General features: G+C 37.6%; 15 protein-coding genes and 1 other RNA gene. 5 read left to right on the forward strand and 11 right to left on the reverse strand.

The genetic code is table 11. The features are described from left to right. The first annotated feature begins 52 nt into the window (after positions 1 to 52). The gene (locus ACZ5L8_RS04495; protein WP_464440096.1) at positions 53 to 613 is read left to right on the forward strand and encodes a porin family protein; all 561 of its coding nucleotides are present in this window, start codon (positions 53 to 55) and stop codon (positions 611 to 613) included. Between the two features lie 54 nt (positions 614 to 667). Here ACZ5L8_RS04495 and ACZ5L8_RS04500 read toward each other — a convergent pair whose 3' ends face one another. Both ACZ5L8_RS04500 and ACZ5L8_RS04505 read right to left on the reverse strand, forming a co-directional pair. After that, positions 668 to 1,252: a MiaE family protein gene (locus ACZ5L8_RS04500; protein ID WP_462598621.1), complete on the reverse strand. Its 585-nt coding sequence runs from the start codon at positions 1,250 to 1,252 to the stop codon at positions 668 to 670. A 3-nt stretch (positions 1,253 to 1,255) separates the two neighbouring features. Then, entirely contained in the window at positions 1,256 to 3,028 is a 1,773-nt protein-coding gene (locus ACZ5L8_RS04505; protein WP_464440097.1) for a DNA polymerase III subunit gamma/tau, read from the reverse strand. Between the two features lie 143 nt (positions 3,029 to 3,171). Between ACZ5L8_RS04505 and rnpB the strand changes: the two genes are divergently transcribed. Continuing rightward, an RNA gene (rnpB, locus tag ACZ5L8_RS04510) (RNase P RNA component class A) lies at positions 3,172 to 3,486 on the forward strand. On the opposite strand, the gene ACZ5L8_RS04515 is transcribed toward rnpB, so the two are convergent. From ACZ5L8_RS04515 to ACZ5L8_RS04525, 3 genes are read right to left on the reverse strand one after another with little or no spacing between them, the layout of a single operon-like run. Beyond that, positions 3,484 to 4,044 (reverse strand): RsmD family RNA methyltransferase, encoded by a 561-nt coding sequence (locus ACZ5L8_RS04515; protein WP_464440098.1) that lies wholly within the window; start codon positions 4,042 to 4,044, stop codon positions 3,484 to 3,486. The two genes, rnpB and ACZ5L8_RS04515, sit on opposite strands and share 3 nt — an antisense overlap. A 3-nt stretch (positions 4,045 to 4,047) precedes the next feature. Next, positions 4,048 to 4,827, reverse strand: coding sequence for a DUF3822 family protein (locus ACZ5L8_RS04520; protein ID WP_464440099.1), 780 nt, complete (start codon positions 4,825 to 4,827; stop codon positions 4,048 to 4,050). Further along, the gene (locus ACZ5L8_RS04525; RefSeq protein WP_464440100.1) at positions 4,820 to 5,470 is read right to left on the reverse strand and encodes a hypothetical protein; all 651 of its coding nucleotides are present in this window, start codon (positions 5,468 to 5,470) and stop codon (positions 4,820 to 4,822) included. Before ACZ5L8_RS04525 ends, ACZ5L8_RS04520 begins: the two co-directional genes overlap by 8 nt. Positions 5,471 to 5,587: 117 nt before the next feature. Between ACZ5L8_RS04525 and ACZ5L8_RS04530 the strand changes: the two genes are divergently transcribed. The 3 genes from ACZ5L8_RS04530 (at position 5,588) to ACZ5L8_RS04540 (ending at position 9,002) form a co-directional block, all read left to right on the forward strand. Beyond that, positions 5,588 to 7,021, forward strand: a complete 1,434-nt coding sequence (locus ACZ5L8_RS04530; protein ID WP_464440101.1) for an ATP-dependent DNA helicase — start codon at positions 5,588 to 5,590, stop codon at positions 7,019 to 7,021. Between the two features lie 56 nt (positions 7,022 to 7,077). After that, a complete protein-coding gene (gene kdsB / locus ACZ5L8_RS04535) occupies positions 7,078 to 7,824 on the forward strand; it encodes a 3-deoxy-manno-octulosonate cytidylyltransferase (RefSeq protein ID WP_464440102.1) in 747 nt (248 codons plus the stop codon). 137 nt (positions 7,825 to 7,961) lie between these two features. Further along, positions 7,962 to 9,002 (forward strand): hypothetical protein, encoded by a 1,041-nt coding sequence (locus ACZ5L8_RS04540; protein WP_464440103.1) that lies wholly within the window; start codon positions 7,962 to 7,964, stop codon positions 9,000 to 9,002. Between the two features lie 95 nt (positions 9,003 to 9,097). Here ACZ5L8_RS04540 and ACZ5L8_RS04545 read toward each other — a convergent pair whose 3' ends face one another. The 6 genes from ACZ5L8_RS04545 to ACZ5L8_RS04570 form a co-directional block, all read right to left on the reverse strand. Continuing rightward, entirely contained in the window at positions 9,098 to 9,589 is a 492-nt protein-coding gene (locus ACZ5L8_RS04545; RefSeq protein WP_464440104.1) for a DUF4168 domain-containing protein, read from the reverse strand. Between the two features lie 214 nt (positions 9,590 to 9,803). Continuing rightward, positions 9,804 to 11,930 (reverse strand): DUF349 domain-containing protein, encoded by a 2,127-nt coding sequence (locus ACZ5L8_RS04550; RefSeq protein ID WP_464440105.1) that lies wholly within the window; start codon positions 11,928 to 11,930, stop codon positions 9,804 to 9,806. Between the two features lie 73 nt (positions 11,931 to 12,003). After that, positions 12,004 to 12,729 (reverse strand): shikimate dehydrogenase family protein, encoded by a 726-nt coding sequence (locus tag ACZ5L8_RS04555; protein WP_464440106.1) that lies wholly within the window; start codon positions 12,727 to 12,729, stop codon positions 12,004 to 12,006. Next, on the reverse strand, positions 12,722 to 13,747 hold the full coding sequence (locus tag ACZ5L8_RS04560; protein WP_464440107.1) for a DUF368 domain-containing protein: 1,026 nt from the start codon (positions 13,745 to 13,747) through the stop codon (positions 12,722 to 12,724). The genes ACZ5L8_RS04555 and ACZ5L8_RS04560 overlap by 8 nt, the downstream gene beginning before the upstream one ends. After that, complete coding sequence (locus ACZ5L8_RS04565; RefSeq protein WP_464440108.1) at positions 13,737 to 14,717, reverse strand: DUF368 domain-containing protein; 981 nt, start codon at positions 14,715 to 14,717, stop codon at positions 13,737 to 13,739. Before ACZ5L8_RS04565 ends, ACZ5L8_RS04560 begins: the two co-directional genes overlap by 11 nt. A 42-nt stretch (positions 14,718 to 14,759) precedes the next feature. Further along, positions 14,760 to 16,151, reverse strand: a complete 1,392-nt coding sequence (locus ACZ5L8_RS04570) for a tetratricopeptide repeat protein (RefSeq protein ID WP_464440109.1) — start codon at positions 16,149 to 16,151, stop codon at positions 14,760 to 14,762. Positions 16,152 to 16,216: the final 65 nt, after the last annotated feature.

The following is a 16,216-nucleotide window of genomic DNA, read 5'->3' on the forward strand; positions in this document are numbered from 1 at the left end:
AGTAATATTGTTCTGTAAACTAAACCAGTATACTTACCTAACTTTTAATGAAATGAAGAAATTTTTACTCATTGCTTTTCTGTTTTCAGCCCTTAGCATATCTGCTCAAAAAACAAGATACGGTGTTAAAGCTGGTGTTAATTTAGCTAGCCTTAGCGGCGAAACTTTTGATGATGCGACTAATAGGTTAGGATTTGCAGGTGGTTTTTTTGCAACCATTCCTTTAGCAGGAAAGTTGAGCTTTCAGCCTGAATTCATTTATTCAGGACAAGGAGTGAAGCCAGATTCTGGTGATAATCCTGTAAATCAAAGAGAAGAATTAGATTATTTACAGTTGCCTCTTTTATTAAGAGCAGACTTTAATAAGTTTTATTTAAACCTTGGTCCTCAAGTAGGAATAGGCGTTTGGAATTCATTTAATACAGATGCTTATAAGAACTTTGATTATACGGCTCTTGCTGGTATAGGAGTTCATTTTACAGATGCAGTTTTCGCGGAAGCGAGATATTCAATGGGTTTTAGAAACATCTTTGAAGAAAGCTTTAGATATGAAGGTAGCCAGATAGATGCAAAGAATAGCTACTTCCAGATAATGATAGGTTACAGATTATAATCTGTCTCAAACTTTATAAAACAAAAAATCCGGCAAGCGCCGGATTTTTTTGTTTTAACCATGTATGGTTTCTTTTGTTCCTAGATCTTTCATGATCTCGGCTTCAAATTCTAGGAGTTCTTCCCATTTTTGATTTACCTCGTCAACGCTGTCGCCGTATTTTCGCGCAAAGCGTAAAAACATAGTGTAGTGATTTGCTTCGCTCACCATAAGATCATGATAGAATTTTTTAAGATCATCATCTTCTAGTTCTTGTGATAGCAATCTAAATCGCTCACAGCTGCGTGCCTCGATAAGTGCAGCATATAATAATCTATGAACAAGCTGTGTGTTGCGGTTACCACCTTTTTGAAAAAACTTTCTAAGCTTAACCACATATTCATCTTTTCTCTCGCGTCCTAACTCTTGTCCACGAGCTAAAATACGGTCATGCACCATTTTAAAATGGCTTATTTCTTCTTTTACCAGTTTTACCATCTCTTGTACAAGCTCAGAATATTCTGGGAAAGTAACGATCAATGATATTGCGGTAGATGCTGCCTTTTGCTCACAAAACGCGTGGTCTGTAAGTATCTCGTCTATATTTTTTTCTACGATGTTAACCCATCGTGGATCTGTGGGAAGTTTGAGTCCTAACATAATTTAAAGATCTAGATCAAAGGTTTTTCTTAATAATTCAAGTTCAGGATTTAATTCCTTGAGTTTTTCAAATTTCTCGCGTGTGGTGTACGCGTATTTTTTCTCTGCAGTTTCGTTAACCGTGATTTTAAGTGTCACGGTGTGGTTTCTAAGTTTTCGTTTTAAAAACTCAAGAATTCCGTGTTGTGCACGCTCTAATTCTACCTTCATGGTTTCATTAGGGAATTCAATACAAATAGACGTTCCTTCAAGAGTAGGAGTGTCTGCTTCCATATTAGAAGCGAGGATTTTTTCTCCCTTTTTTTCCATTTTTAAAACGTACTCTTTCCATGCGGCTTGCATGTCTATTTCTGTAAACGGCTCTGAAGGAAGATTAGCAAAGGCAGCTTCTTCTTTTTCGCTTTTCTTTTGCAGGATCTCGCGTTTGCGCTTTAAGCCTTTAAGTGATAATCCGCTGATGTGTGGACCGTCAATTTTTATTGAAGGCTTTTTGTCCTCCTGCTTTACTCGATCTAATGGAACTGACGCAGGTGCTGCAGGCGTTTCGGTTTGTTCTTTTTTGGTTGTAGCCAAAATAGGATCTGTAACACTCGCAGGGTTTGGAACCGGTTTTTCTTGTTTTTGCTCTGGCTGTCGAGCAAGAAGTTCTTTGCGTTTCTCGGGATCTACTTTAAAGTAAGACGCCGGAATTATGAAGTGACCATCATTTTTTTTTTCTCCATCAAAGGTGATAGAGGCAATCTGCATGAGGCAAAGCTCAACGAGCAATCTGGGGTTTCTGCTAGTTTTGTACTTCAGGTCACAATCATTTGCCATGTCTATAGACTTTAATAAAAAGTCAAACTGCGTTTGCTGCGCCTGAGTTTTGTATTTTTCTTTAGTTTGATCTCCCACTTCTAGCAGATTGATGGTCGCAGGATTTTTGCAAACCATAAGATCTCTAAAGTGTGAAGCAAGACCAGCGATAAAATGATGCCCATCAAAACCTCTAGAAAGCAATTCATTAAATTGTATTAGAAGCCCGGGAATATCATTTTTTAAGATACGATCTGTCACCTCAAAGTAGGTGTCATAGTCTAGTACATTGAGATTTTCTGTGACTGCTTTTCGCGAAAGCGTATTACCAGCAAAACTTACCACTCTGTCAAAGGTAGAAAGTGCGTCACGCAAAGCACCATCTGCCTTTTGAGCGATGATCTGCAATGCTTCTTCTTCTGCATCAATACCTTCGCGATTAGCGATTACCATAAGGTGATCTCTAATGTCTTTTACAGTGATGCGCTTAAAATCAAAGATCTGACAACGCGATAAAATGGTAGGTAAGATCTTGTGTTTCTCAGTCGTTGCAAGTATAAAAATAGCGTGTTTTGGCGGCTCTTCTAGCGTTTTAAGAAACGCATTAAAGGCAGATTGTGAGAGCATGTGCACCTCATCAATAATATACACTTTATACTTGCCTATTTGCGGCGGGATGCGCACTTGGTCAATAAGATTTCTTATATCATCAACCGAGTTGTTTGAAGCGGCATCCAGCTCAAAAATATTAAAAGCATAATCCTCATCTGCGTTGCCTGTAGCTTCCTCATTAATTCTTTTTGCAAGAATACGCGCACAAGTGGTTTTACCCACGCCACGCGGTCCTGTGAACAATAAGGCTTGCGCCAAATGATTATTTGCGATCGCATTTTCTAGCGTGTTTGTAATAGCCTGTTGTCCCACAACACTTTCAAAAGCGTCTGGGCGATATTTACGGGCTGATACTACAAAATGCTCCATTGAAATCGTGAGATTATGACTAGATCACAAAGATAAAAATACAAGCCGCAATAGCCTTTGAGAAAAATCATATTTATTCATATTTATCAACAATGAAGTGATCGCAAGTAGATGTCATGCCGAGTAAATAAACTACTTTTGCGCCAGCAGGTCTCTCTATCGCCACAGCGCAGGTTGTGGAGGAAAGTCCGGACACCACAGGGATGCATAGCGGCTAACGGCCGTCGCTTGCTGCAAGCGAGCAGGACAAGTGCAGCAGAAAGAATGTACGGGTAATGCCGTAGTGAAATCAGGTAAACTCTATGCGGTGCAATGCCATGTATAGTAACGTTTGAGCGTTCCCGCGCGATGTTACAGGGTAGGCAGATTGAGCCAGTGAGTAATTACTGGTCTAGATAAATGATAGAGATTCACCTTCTGGGTGGATACAGAATCCGGCTTATAGACCTGCTTTTTTATTCTTCTTCGTCTATGCCTTTCGGCGAAAAGAAGCTAAACACACTGCCACCATATCTTCTAAATTCGGCAAAATTCTCACAACTTGAAAGATCTGTTTCTTTACCATGCTCGATGATCAAAGAACCGCCGTCAGCAACCATATTATTTGCAAAAACAAGTTTTGGGATCTTTTTAAAATCTGCTAGATCCATATTGTATGGTGGATCAGCAAAGATGATGTCGTATTGCATTCCGCTGGCGCGCTCAAGATATTTAAACACATCACTTTTAAACGCATTGATATCCATCTCAAATTCTTTTGCCGTAGCATTTATGAATTTTATACAGCCATAATCTGCATCAACAGCTGTGATATTATCGCTTCCGCGTGAAGCGAATTCATAGCTAATGTTACCAGTGCCGGCAAAAAGATCAAGAACATTAAGCGAGCTTAGCATATAGCGATTACGCAGAATATTAAATAGAGCCTCCTTTGCCATGTCTGTCGTGGGACGTACAGGAAGTTTTTTAGGAGCGATAATTCTTCTGCCTTTATATGTGCCGCTTATAATTCTCAAAGTCTAAATGTTTTGTAATAGTAAAAGTTCACTGCTTGCATCTTCATTGACGATCTCTACGTTTCTGATGAATTTATAGAGCATTTTAAAGATGCTATCTTCTTTTTTAAGATCGCCATACAATTGAAGTAGAACTTCTTCAGTGTCTAACTTCAATTGTTCTATGCAGAACAGTGTATGATATGCAAAATCTTCAGCATTAGAATACTCAAAGGTATTTACCAATAACAAATTGTTTCCTTGAGAAATCACTAAGTCAAAACTTTTGCTGCGCACTAGGGCAGATAAAGTTGTGGTACTTGTCTTCTGGCTTAGAACTTTTTGCAAAAGCAAAGTTATACCGTGATAAAAAGTAAATGACCCAAATTGCTCAAAAAAGAAATTGTTGATGTTTGCGTATGGCACGTATATGTTCACAAGATCAAATTGCGAGATCTCGTCATACACTATAAAATCGTTCTTTAGCAGCTTTGCGTTGTACTTGAGGTAATCTGTGAGTTTTTCTTTGTCAAAAAGCGCTTCTGGTACAACGGTATAGAGTTCGTTACTGTAAACAACAGTTACCTTTTTAAAATTTTGCTGCAGTTCTTCATTATCTCTAAAGATCTGCTCCATCTTCACCAGTGCTAGTTGTGGAGTTGCTTGATAGGGCAGTGGCAGCTGGTGGGAATAAATTACTTCTTGGCTAAGTTCATTTTTAACCAAAAAAGAAAATCCATCCAGGCTAACCTGGATGGATAAAGTATTGTAATCTGTGTTGTTTCCTTCTATAGGATTAGTCATTTTTACCGTAACTAGTAGGCCAGTTACCCACAGTTTTAATATCTGTCATAGATCCAACAACGATATATGCACCGTTGATCTCATCTACAGAGATTACTTGCTTTTCTTTGCTTACATAATCCTTTGGTTGATCATATAAGATATCTGATTTAGCTATACTTGCTTCAAATACAGGAATTGGCATATCACTCTTAAGTACAGTACCAGCATCCATCTTGATAGGTATGTTCTTTTCTTTAATTGTAAGTGATCCTAAATTTTTGTAAGTGTCAGAACCTGCAAAAAGAGAATCTTTTACTGGTTTAGTTCCTAATGTATCTATAAGTACAACTTCTTTATAAGTATCTACTCTATATCTACGAGTCATTTCTTCATCAAGAACAGTAGTATCTCTACGCTGAGTCAAAGTATATTCAGCAGTATCGATAAACTTAGCTAGATCGTCAAAAGTCTTAGCAAACTTACCTGTAACTTGTTTGTGTGCAAGTTGAGCAGATTGAATGTCTTTAAGTTTGTTTACAGCTTTTTGATAACGAACTTCTTTAAGCTCATTAAATTTAACTTCTCCATAAACAGAGTTAAAAAGAAGATATCCTAAGATGGCAATTACAACCCAAAGAACGATCTGAATGACATATTTCATTAGAAAACCGGTTTTAAATGTTAGTATTGGTTATAGGCAAATCTACAATTTTTTTTCAATGAGTAAAGTATAAGGCCTAAATTTCGTATCTATATTTGGCGCAAGAAAAACAATTATATGTCTATCAATCCATCAGGATTTTATAAAATATTAAAAACTAATTTTCCTTTTACTCCTACACAGAAACAGGATATCTTACTCCAAAAATTAAGCCAATTTGTTATCAATGAGAATGATAATGGCATATTTCTCCTTAAAGGATATGCTGGTACAGGTAAGACAACTGTGATACGAAGTGTGGTAAAAAGCCTCTGGCATGTGAAGATGAAAGCCGTACAATTAGCACCTACAGGGCGTGCGGCAAAAGTTATTAGCAGTTATACACAGCGCGAAGCGCACACAATACACAGGAAAATTTACTACCCAAAAAGCGAAGGAGGCGGTAAAGTTTCTTTCACATTACAGAAGAATAAGCATAGAAATACACTTTTTATTGTTGATGAGGCTTCAATGATATCTGATAATGTAACCGAATCAAAACTGTTTGAGAACGGCTCGTTGCTAGATGATCTCATGCAATACGTGTACAGCGGCCACAATTGCAAACTATTGATGATAGGTGATAATGCGCAGTTGCCACCAGTAAAATTGGATATCAGTCCGGCGCTTGATGCAGATAGATTGCGTATAGACTATAATAAAGAGGTTGATGCGATAGAGCTTGATGAAGTGATGCGACAGGCGGAAACAAGTAATATTTTGCTTAATGCCACGCGCATTAGAGAGTTTATGAACGACGAGATGTACGATGACTTTAGATTTGATCTCAATGGGCCCGGTGATCTTACACGTTTGCAAGATGGTCACGAGATCCTAGAAGCTCTTGATGACGCGTATCGCGAACATGGTAATGAAGGCACAGCAATTATTGTAAGGTCTAACAAACGCGCAAATCTTTACAATCAGCAAATAAGATCAAGGATCTTGTTTAAGGAAGAAGAGGTGAGTCCTGGGGATTATTTAATGGTGGTTAAGAATAATTATTTTTGGCTTGACGCCAAAAGTGAAGCAGGTTTCATCGCAAATGGCGATATTATTGAGATTCTTGAAATATTTTCTTTTAAAGATCTTTATGGCTTCAGGTTTGCAGAAGTGATGGTGAGAATGACAGATTATCCTAACATGAAACCCTTTGAAACCGTTCTCATGCTAGATACATTATCTTCAGAAACGCCTTCACTGCCTTATGAAGATTCAAACAGATTGTATCAAGAAGTAATGAAGGATTATGCTGAGGAACGCTCTAAGTACAAGAAATTCTTAAAAGTAAAAGAGAATAAATTCTTCAACGCACTGCAAGTAAAATTCTCCTATGCTATCACATGTCATAAATCACAAGGTGGACAATGGCCTGTGATCTTTGTTGAACAACCGTGGTTGCCTAATGGTATGGATAAAGATTATCTGCGCTGGTTGTACACTGCCGTTACTCGAGCGCAACAAAAACTTTACCTTATAGGTTTTAAAAACGAAATGTTCCTTGAGCAGTAACAATCGTTTTATGTTTGTTTAATTTTGGCTGCAGCCAAATAAAACTTTTTTACCCCATGACTGAAGATTTAAAGATCATTGCGATGATACCAGCACGCTATGAAGCAAGCAGATTTCCTGGTAAGTTGATGCAGGATCTAGAAGGTAAACCTGTGATAATTCGCACGTATGATGCCGCTGTTGCTACAGGACTTTTTATGGAAGTTTATGTGGTGACAGATAGTAAAGTGATCTTTGATCGTGTGATCGAAGCTGGTGGTAAAGCGATCATGAGCATTGCAGAACATGAGTGTGGTAGCGACAGGATCGCAGAGGCTGTAGCAGATCTTGATGTAGATATTGTGGTGAATGTTCAAGGTGATGAACCGTTTACTAATAAAGAAGATTTGGGTAATGTTCTTGATGTTTTTAGAAAAGAAGGGGCAGAACAGATCGATCTTGCATCTATCATGACGCCTATTGAAGAAATAGATGAAGTTGAAAATCTTAACAACGTAAAAGTCATTACAGATCAAGAGGATTTTGCTTTGTATTTTTCTAGGTCGCCTATTCCTTATCACAGGGATAAAACGGTAAAAACAACTTACTACAAGCACATCGGTATTTATGCTTTTAGAAAGCAAGCTATCTTAGATTTTAAAGATCTACCTATGCGAATGCTTGAAGCTTCTGAGAAAATTGAAGCAATACGCTACCTAGAATATGGTAAGAAAATCAAAATGGTTTTCTCAAAAAATCCTGCAATAGGTATTGATACACCAGAAGACTTAGAACGAGCGAGAATACGGTTTAAGCAAGCTTGATTTTAACAGATATAGCTAGCAAAAGCATAAAATCTGGTTAAAATCTAATCTTTAGAAGCAACCTTTACGTTAATATACCATCTGCTACTAAACCGGCAGATGGTTTTTTTTTAATAGACAATCTTTAAATACAATTTATGAAACTTATTAAAACAACTACTTTGGCCTTGTTCACTGGCCTTGCGATGACTTCTTGTCTTGAAGATGACGTTGCGATCACAGAGCCTGTAGAAGATCCTAAAGCTGTGGATCTATACGTAACTAACCATAATGATGGCGATGTAAGAAAATATGATCTAGTTAATAACTCTATCACCACGTATTCTAACGTATCTACAGATGCAGAAGGGATTTACTATGACCCTAGCGATGATTCTTTTGTGCAGGCAGAGCGTTCACCTAATGCAAGACTTGCTGCATTTCTTGATGTAAACGCAGACGTGATGAATTCAACAAACGGTACTGTATCTGTTACTAGCAGTTTTGGTTCTGGTTTGACAGATGGCCTTACAAGTCCGCGTGATATCGCTGTTGACGGTAATTTATATATCGTGTCAGACAATTCACCTGTTGACGGAGATAATACAAAAGGTAGATTCTTTATCTACATTAGAGAAAGCGGTAACATGACATTAAGAAACATTGTTACTGTGAATTTTAATGTTTGGGGAATTGAGCTTGTAGATGACGATCTTTATGCAGTTGTAGATAAAACTAATAAACTAGCTAAGTTCACAAACTTCCTAGGAACAAATACCACAAACGCAACTGTAGAAGCTAGCAAAACTATCGCAATCGCAGGAATCGTTAGAACGCATGGTCTTGCCTTTGATGATGGGGTAATGGTTCTTACTGATATAGGTGATGCAGCTAGTGCCACAGATGGAGCGTTCACGATCATTACTGGTTTTGAGCAAAAATTTCACAGCGTACAAGATGGTGAGGCTTTATCTTCAGCGAGCCAAACTAGAGTAGAGGGTAGCCTTACATTTTTAGGTAATCCTGTAAGCGTAGAGCTTTTTAGCGAAGCTGGTCTTGTGCTTATTGCAGAGTTGGCTAACGGAGAAGGAAGAGTGCTAGGTTTTAGCCGTATTCAAACTTCTGGAGGTAATATGTCACCGGTGATCAACAATAGTTTAACGGGAGCTTCTTCACTTTATCTTTACGAAGAAGAGTAAGATATTCTGGCTTTCGCCAAAAGAAAAACACCACGGTTTTGCCGTGGTGTTTTTTTGTTTTTATCCTTTTGGGTTTAACCCAAAAAAAGAAAAGTTTATCCGTTGTTTTGCGCGGCTGCCATCATTTTAGCCTGCAATTTTGCCATCAAGTCTTTATCTGATTGTATCGCTTGTCCCAAAGCTTGATACCTCGCCATAGTCATACCTTCTGCCTTTACAACAGCTTCCATTTTATTTTGAAATTCGCCTTGCATACCTTCAAGTTGTTTTACGATCGCATCGTGCTTTTTCATTTCGGCTTCATTGGCGTCGTTCTCTGTATTTGGGTTTAAAGTAGCTTTGTGGATCTCGTTAAAACGAGCGACTTCCATACCTTCATTCGTGATCAATGTTGTCACTTTCTGAGTGGCTTCCATGCCTACTTTTTGAATTTCCTTATACACGTTTGCAAATTTTGTGAGGTCTTGTTCGCTCACATCTACTTGCTGTTGTGCTTGCGGCATTGCTGGTGTTTGCGCATTCACGTTAATTGTGCTAAAAATGGATGCAACAAATGCTAGCGTAAAAATTATCTGTACTTTTTTCATGTTCTATTTTATATAAATTTAATTCCAGCGTAAGCTATGACTCTACAAAGAGAATGCTGACGGTTTAAGATTTTAATGTCTAGAATTAAGGAGAAAGTAACGTCTGTAACGCATGAACGTTAATTCTTAGAAAGAAGAAGTTTTTTGATTTGTTTTTTGGCTTTAAGCCAAAAAGAAAAAGGGACCATTATGATGATCCCTTTTATTTTGTGTCTTAGTAAATAGACTTGAGTTTGCTGAGTTTTGCTTTCCAGATCTCAAGGTTTTTCTTTTGATCAGCGATGTTCTTGTGAACTTCTGCAACCATTGGGTTGTCATCTGGTACATGCTGAAAGAAACCTAAGTTATTCTCAAGCTGAGTGATCTCTGCTTGCACCTCATCGATTTTCTTTGAAATAAAGAAGCGCTCTTTGTTAAGTTGGCGATCATCATCTTCATCAGCGATCGCTGCAACTCTGTTCTCGTATTTTATAAGTTCTGCATCTTTTTTGCTAAGATCCAGTTGCTTGAAGTGACCATCCAGAATTTGATTGAATTCTTTCTCGATCTTCTTTTTGCTGTGTGGCACACGGCCAGTTTCTTTCCATTCTGCGATGATCTTTTTAATTGTTTTAAGATCATCAGCGTGGTTGCCAGAGAGTTTAAGTTCTTTAGCTTTTTCAAGCAGTTCCTGCTTTTCAGCAAGATTGTCTTTTTCTGCTTCAAGAACTTCTTTCTTTTCGGCGTGAAGCCTATCAAAATAATGATTACAAGCTTTCTTAAATCGCTTCCAGATCTTATCGCTGTCTTTGCGAGGTACGTGGCCCACCTTCTTCCAGTCTGACTGAATTTTCTTCATCAGACTTGTTGTGGTCTCGTCCTTCTCGTTGTTCATGTTATCTTCAGCGATCTGTATAAGCTCCATTTTCTTTTTTAGATTCTCATACTGCTCTTTCTTCTGATCTTTATAGAAGGTGTTCTTCTTGCGGTTAAAAACGCGTGTGGCGTTTTTAAAAGCCTTCCATGTAGGTTCGTTATCCTTACGAGGAACTTTACCTAATTTGAAGAAATCATCTCTAAGCTCTTCAACTTGTTTTATTCTGCTTTGCCAGCCATTGTGATTTTTAGCGCCTTCTTCAGCAATTGCTTCGATGCGTGCGATCACTTCCTGTTTTTTCTCCAGGTTTTTCTCATGGATGGCATCAATATTCTTATAATATTCTTGTCTGCCTTCGTGAACCTTTTTTGTAGCATTGCTAAACTTCTCCCATATCTCTTCGCGATATTCTTTAGCAACAGGACCTACTTCTTCCTTCCAGATCTTGTGCAGCATTTGCAACTCACGGAAACCTTTGATAGGATCTTTATCATTGGCAAGCTCTTCTGCCTGCTCAATAAGTTTAAGTTTTTTGTCTAGGTTTTCTTTAAAATCCTTGTCTCTAAATTCTCTATTAAGATGCAAGAAATCATAAAAATTCTCAACGTGGTGGTGGTAATTATTCCATACAAGATTATACCTATCTCGTGGAATATTCCCAGCGCTTCTCCAGCGTTCTTGAATATCCTTGAATTTATCTAGAATAGAGTTAATGCTATCTTCACCACCTACTTCTTCTTTAAGCTCTTTAAGCTCTTCAATTAATGCGTTTCTATTATCTAGATTCGCATTAAGATCACGTTTTAAATTCTGGAAGTAGTTATTGCGTTTATCGCGATACTCAAAGTATAGCGTGTTAAACTCTTTCTTAAGCGGATTGTAGTATCTAAAGTCAATGATATTACCACCTTCTTCTAAGAACTTATCTTTAGCTTCATCTTGCTCTTCTTCAAACTTTGAGATAAAAGAAGCTCTAATCTCATCTACATGCTCTTTAATAGCCTGTATTTTCTCGTTCTTAAGCAGTTGTCTAAATTCTTTAATAAGCTCTTCCTTAGACATTGCCTCATAATCCTTCTTAGGGATTGAGTGGCGTTCTGCTGCGCTTTCATCTTCGCTATCTTCGTTAAGCGCTTCGTCTACATCATCATGATTTACTTCTTCATGATGCTCATCATGATCATCAGCAAAATCTTCATCATCATCGCCAGACTTTTCTTTATTAAGATGCTCCATTTCTTCTAGGCTGCCTTCTTGCAGCTTAGATTCACCATCGTTAACATCTACTTCGTCTTCACTTTTATTTTCTATGACAGCTACAGATTCTGCCTCAAGCTCATCTGCAGCTTTAGCATCTTCTGATTCGATCTCAGCATCAATAGCGTCAGAAGAAGGAAGTTCTTTTTGCTTAGATTCTTCTATCAAAGCTTTTTCTTCCGCCTTGTCATATTTCTTTTCCTCGGTTGCTTTGTTTTCTCCAGACATTCTTAAACTATTAAAGTATGTGTTTATGAGATAAAGATACTATTAAGTAAGTAAACTCTGCAATGCTATAGAATTAATTCCAGATATTCCACGCGGCTTCTGCCTGCAACTTTAGCATCTGGTAGCCGTTGCACACTTGAGCACCATTTGCTTTACCATTTTTCATGAATTGTGTTTCTTCAGGATTGTACACAAGATCAAACAATAAATGCTGACTACTTAATAGGTGATAGGGTAGTTGTGGCGCATTTTTTATATTAGGAAAAGTACCTAGCGGAGTACAGTTTACAATAACATGATACTTGCTTAGAATTTTACCATTAAGCTCTTCGTAGGATAATTGACCTGTTTTTGGCTTACGCGAAACCACTTTATATGAGATATCCATCAAGTCAAAAGAATACATAATTGCTTTCGCCGCTCCACCTGTACCTAGGATCAAAGCATATTTATGATTGCTTTTTAAGTATGGTTTTATGCTCTCGCTGAAACCTATAAAATCTGTATTGTAGCCTTTGTATTTACCGTCTGGAGTTTTCTTGATAGTATTTACAGCTCCTATGGCAAGCGCATGTTTGTTCATCTCTGCCATATACTGCATTACATCTTGCTTGTATGGGATGGTTACATTAAAGCCAGTAACATCATTATTGGCAAAAAGCTGTTTTAACTCTTTAGGATCTTGACAGTCGTAATTGTCATAAACGGCATCAATTTCCTCCTTTTTAAACTTTTCATTGAAGTATGTTTTAGAAAAGCTATAATCTATGTTTTTGCCTATAAGGCCAAATTTACGCATGTTTCGCTCTGTTTCTGTCTCCGTACTTTCCTAAAGCAACAACTAGTGTTACTCCCAGAATGATAAATAAAAGTGCTATTAAATTCTCTGAAGAAAATTCTGCAGGCCAATACCTGTCATAATTCTTTAAAATAGGATTTCCCATTCTGTCTATTAAAACATCTCCAGAAGTATCTGTATCAAAGATCTCTCTCTTCCAAGGCCAAACTACACCAAGCGAACCCGCTATAAACCCAATGATCCCAGCATTTGTTTCAAACTTATAATGCTTTAACAAGTAGCCTAAAAAGTTAGATAAAGTAACAAGCCCAAAGACTGATCCCAAAGTGAACATGCCTATCACTTTAAGCAGCAAAACACGTTCTGGATCTTGAGTGAAACTAAAATCTAACTGAGCAATGTCTGAAAGTGTGTCGTACAACGCGTTTACAGACTCAACAAGCAGAAGAACATAATTTCCTAGAAGGATCAAGATAAAAGAGCCAGACAAACCAGGAAGTGTCATCCCAGAAACGCCAATGATCCCACAGAAAAATACAAACCACAAAGAGTCGTTTTGATGCGCAGGCTCTAGTAAACTAATGCTAACGCCCACAACAATACCTAATGAGAGGATGATGATATTTTTTCTAGACCAGTCGTCAAAGTCTTTTGCAATGTAATAGATGCTACCTATGATCATCCCAAAAAAAGCACTCCACACAAAAAGTGGAAAATTACTAATCGCGATGTCTAGCAGTTTAGAAATGCTAAAATAGCTAATGACCATTCCTTGCGTGAGTAAGCCTAAAAACTTGCCATTAATATATCGCCCAAAACTTCTAAACCTACCATTGATAAGCAACGAGAACGCTTTGCCGTTTATCTTCTGTAAAGAGTAGATAAATTCTTCATAGAATCCCGCCACATAAGCCACAACACCTCCAGAAACTCCCGGAACTTTATTTGCTGCGCCCATGGCAAGTCCCTTGAGAACTAACCAAACTTTATCAGAAAATGAACGAGTTTCAGTGAACATCAGTTGGCTTCTTGGTTGCTAGTTTTTCAATTATAAAAATCAGTAAAAATCCTGTGATCGCAAGAATTATAACAGCAATTAACTTAGGGTCACCTTCAAAGGCTTGTGGAAGAATACTTTTCTCCAGCAATGGAACTTCATGACCTTCACTGTTTGTTCTGTAGCTTAACACTTCTTTCCATGGCCATACTTTGTTTAAAGCGCCTATCATAAACCCTGTGAGCAAAGCTAGCGTGAGGTCTTTATAGTTTACATAAAGATAGGTAAGTGCCTTTGAGAATGCTTTAAGTCCGATCACGCAGCCTACCATAAAGGTGGCTAATTTGGCTACAGCCAAAAGAACAGCATTGTAATCGCCTTGCGCAAGACCGTCTACTAATTGCTCAACCGTGCCCAGAACCAAAGTATATGAGCCAAGAAGCAATAAGATGAAAGCACCAGAAATTCCTGGAAGGATCATAGCAATGATCGCTAAAAACCCTGAAAAGAATAGAAATATATATCCTGAAGAACCTTTGATAGGTTCGGCTATTGTGATATAATAACTAACGGCGATTCCAATTATTCCTAAAAGGAAAACACCAGTATTCCATTTGCTTATTTGCTTACCAATAAGCCAGATGCTTGCTAAAATAAGCCCGAAGAAAAACGCCCAGAGTAGCAGTGGATATTCTTCTAGTAAATAAGTGATAAGTTTAGCTAGTGAGAGAACGCTGATTATGATACCTAGAAACAGCGCGCAAAGAAAACCAAGATTAAAAGTTTTAAAAGCAGTTTTAAAGCCGTCTTTTTTCCAGACTTTAAAGAATGAAAGTTTGAGACCGTCTATCGTGGTTATAAGCTCTTCATAGATCCCGGTGATAAAGGCTATTGTTCCCCCAGAGACTCCGGGTACTACGTCTGCTGCTCCCATTGCCATACCTCTTAAGGTGATCATGGCATATTGTAGAAGCGATCTGTTGTTTTGCATTGAGAAGCAATTAAGTGTATTGCCTCAAAATTAAGAAAACCCTTAGGACTTTTTAGCCTGCTTTATCTTTTCAATTACACCTTTTTGCAAATATGCATCAGGAAATAATTCTTCAAGGATCATATCATACGCCGGTTCTATGCGTAAGGCATTATCAAGATGGAAGTAAGCTTTAGTTTCTTCACCTTTTTCAAAATATAAACCAGACAATCTAAACTCTATCTGTGCAGAGTCTTTGTAAAATTCTTCTGCTTGTTCAAGATTAGTAATAGCGGCTTCTATCTCACCAAGATACATTAAGATATCACTGCGCGTTAACCAGGTGTCAAGCTCATAATTTCCTAACTCTAGAGTTTTGCGATAACCACGTTCAGCCTCTTCATAGAAATTAAGTTTATTGTTGATCTTAGCGTAGCGCTTCCAGTAAAGCGCGTTATCGCTATCAATGTTTATCGCTTTGTTAACATAGTAAAGCGCATTCTGATAGTCTAATTTTTTTATGTAGAAATTAGTAATTGCAAGCCAACCTTTATCTAGAAGTGGATCTTCGTGTACAGTTTTGTTGAAGTATTTTAAAGCTAGTTCGTCACAACTTAGTTTTTGATAACATTTACCAATTCTTAAGTATGCAAAAGAAGTAGGATCATCCAGACCTAGTGTGATCTGGTAATTCTCAATAGCTTCATTATAACGACCTAGTTTTTCTAGAACTTTACCTTTTTCAAAATAAGCGCCTAGAAAAGTGTCATCACTTATAATAGCAAAATCAAAAGCTGATAATGCTTTTTCATACTCCTTAAGGTCAAAATACTGCTTGCCTACCTGATGCCATGCAACCTCGCAATATGGATTTTTATTAAGAAACATATTGAGATAATCAATAGCTTCATCCTGCTGACCTAAGAAGTCAAAGCAATAAACCACATTGTACAATGCAGAGTAATCATCTTCATCTACCTCAAGGCATTTCATGAAGTTGAATTTTGCATTTTGAAAATCTTCCATAAACAGATATTCCATCCCAATGAGAGAATAGATATCAGCATCATCATCTGTAAGTTCTAAAGCAGACTCAAGTAATGAAACGGCCATTTTATGATTGTCCTGCTTGCTGTAGATATTTGCCTTCTGGATAAAGACTTCTTCATTGTGCGGCTCTAGTTGATAGAGTTCATCAAGAAGTTCTTCTGCATCACCTAGCTTATTCTCAAAAATGAGGATCTCTATGCGATACAATTTAAGGTTTGTAGAAGTAGGGTGCTGTTCAAGACCCAATTTCACAGCCTTTTTCGCTAAAGCTATCTTGCCGTTCTCAAGATAGTGATTGATGATGTTTTCAAACTCTTCTGAATCAAAGAATAGGACGTCATTAGTCTTTAACATTGATTCAAAACGTGTGAGCGGAAAATTTTCTTCTTCGTGATTGTATTGCATACACGGTAGTTTTAGAATTTCAGCCTACCTAAAATTAATAAGGATATGAGGTGACATTCTTAAAA

Source organism: Leeuwenhoekiella obamensis, from assembly GCF_055391795.1.

Excerpts from the sequence above, each read along its gene's own strand:
- ACZ5L8_RS04495 (WP_464440096.1), top strand. The coding sequence starts at position 53 with ATGAAGAAATTTTTACTCATTGCTTTTCTGTTTTCAGCCCTTAGCATA.
- ACZ5L8_RS04500 (WP_462598621.1), bottom strand. The coding sequence starts at position 1,252 with ATGTTAGGACTCAAACTTCCCACAGATCCACGATGGGTTAACATCGTA.
- ACZ5L8_RS04505 (WP_464440097.1), bottom strand. The coding sequence starts at position 3,028 with ATGGAGCATTTTGTAGTATCAGCCCGTAAATATCGCCCAGACGCTTTT.
- ACZ5L8_RS04520 (WP_464440099.1), bottom strand. The coding sequence starts at position 4,827 with ATGACTAATCCTATAGAAGGAAACAACACAGATTACAATACTTTATCC.
- ACZ5L8_RS04525 (WP_464440100.1), bottom strand. The coding sequence starts at position 5,470 with ATGAAATATGTCATTCAGATCGTTCTTTGGGTTGTAATTGCCATCTTA.
- ACZ5L8_RS04530 (WP_464440101.1), top strand. The coding sequence starts at position 5,588 with ATGTCTATCAATCCATCAGGATTTTATAAAATATTAAAAACTAATTTT.
- kdsB (WP_464440102.1), top strand. The coding sequence starts at position 7,078 with ATGACTGAAGATTTAAAGATCATTGCGATGATACCAGCACGCTATGAA.
- ACZ5L8_RS04540 (WP_464440103.1), top strand. The coding sequence starts at position 7,962 with ATGAAACTTATTAAAACAACTACTTTGGCCTTGTTCACTGGCCTTGCG.
- ACZ5L8_RS04545 (WP_464440104.1), bottom strand. The coding sequence starts at position 9,589 with ATGAAAAAAGTACAGATAATTTTTACGCTAGCATTTGTTGCATCCATT.
- ACZ5L8_RS04550 (WP_464440105.1), bottom strand. The coding sequence starts at position 11,930 with ATGTCTGGAGAAAACAAAGCAACCGAGGAAAAGAAATATGACAAGGCG.
- ACZ5L8_RS04555 (WP_464440106.1), bottom strand. The coding sequence starts at position 12,729 with ATGCGTAAATTTGGCCTTATAGGCAAAAACATAGATTATAGCTTTTCT.
- ACZ5L8_RS04560 (WP_464440107.1), bottom strand. The coding sequence starts at position 13,747 with ATGTTCACTGAAACTCGTTCATTTTCTGATAAAGTTTGGTTAGTTCTC.
- ACZ5L8_RS04565 (WP_464440108.1), bottom strand. The coding sequence starts at position 14,717 with ATGCAAAACAACAGATCGCTTCTACAATATGCCATGATCACCTTAAGA.
- ACZ5L8_RS04570 (WP_464440109.1), bottom strand. The coding sequence starts at position 16,151 with ATGCAATACAATCACGAAGAAGAAAATTTTCCGCTCACACGTTTTGAA.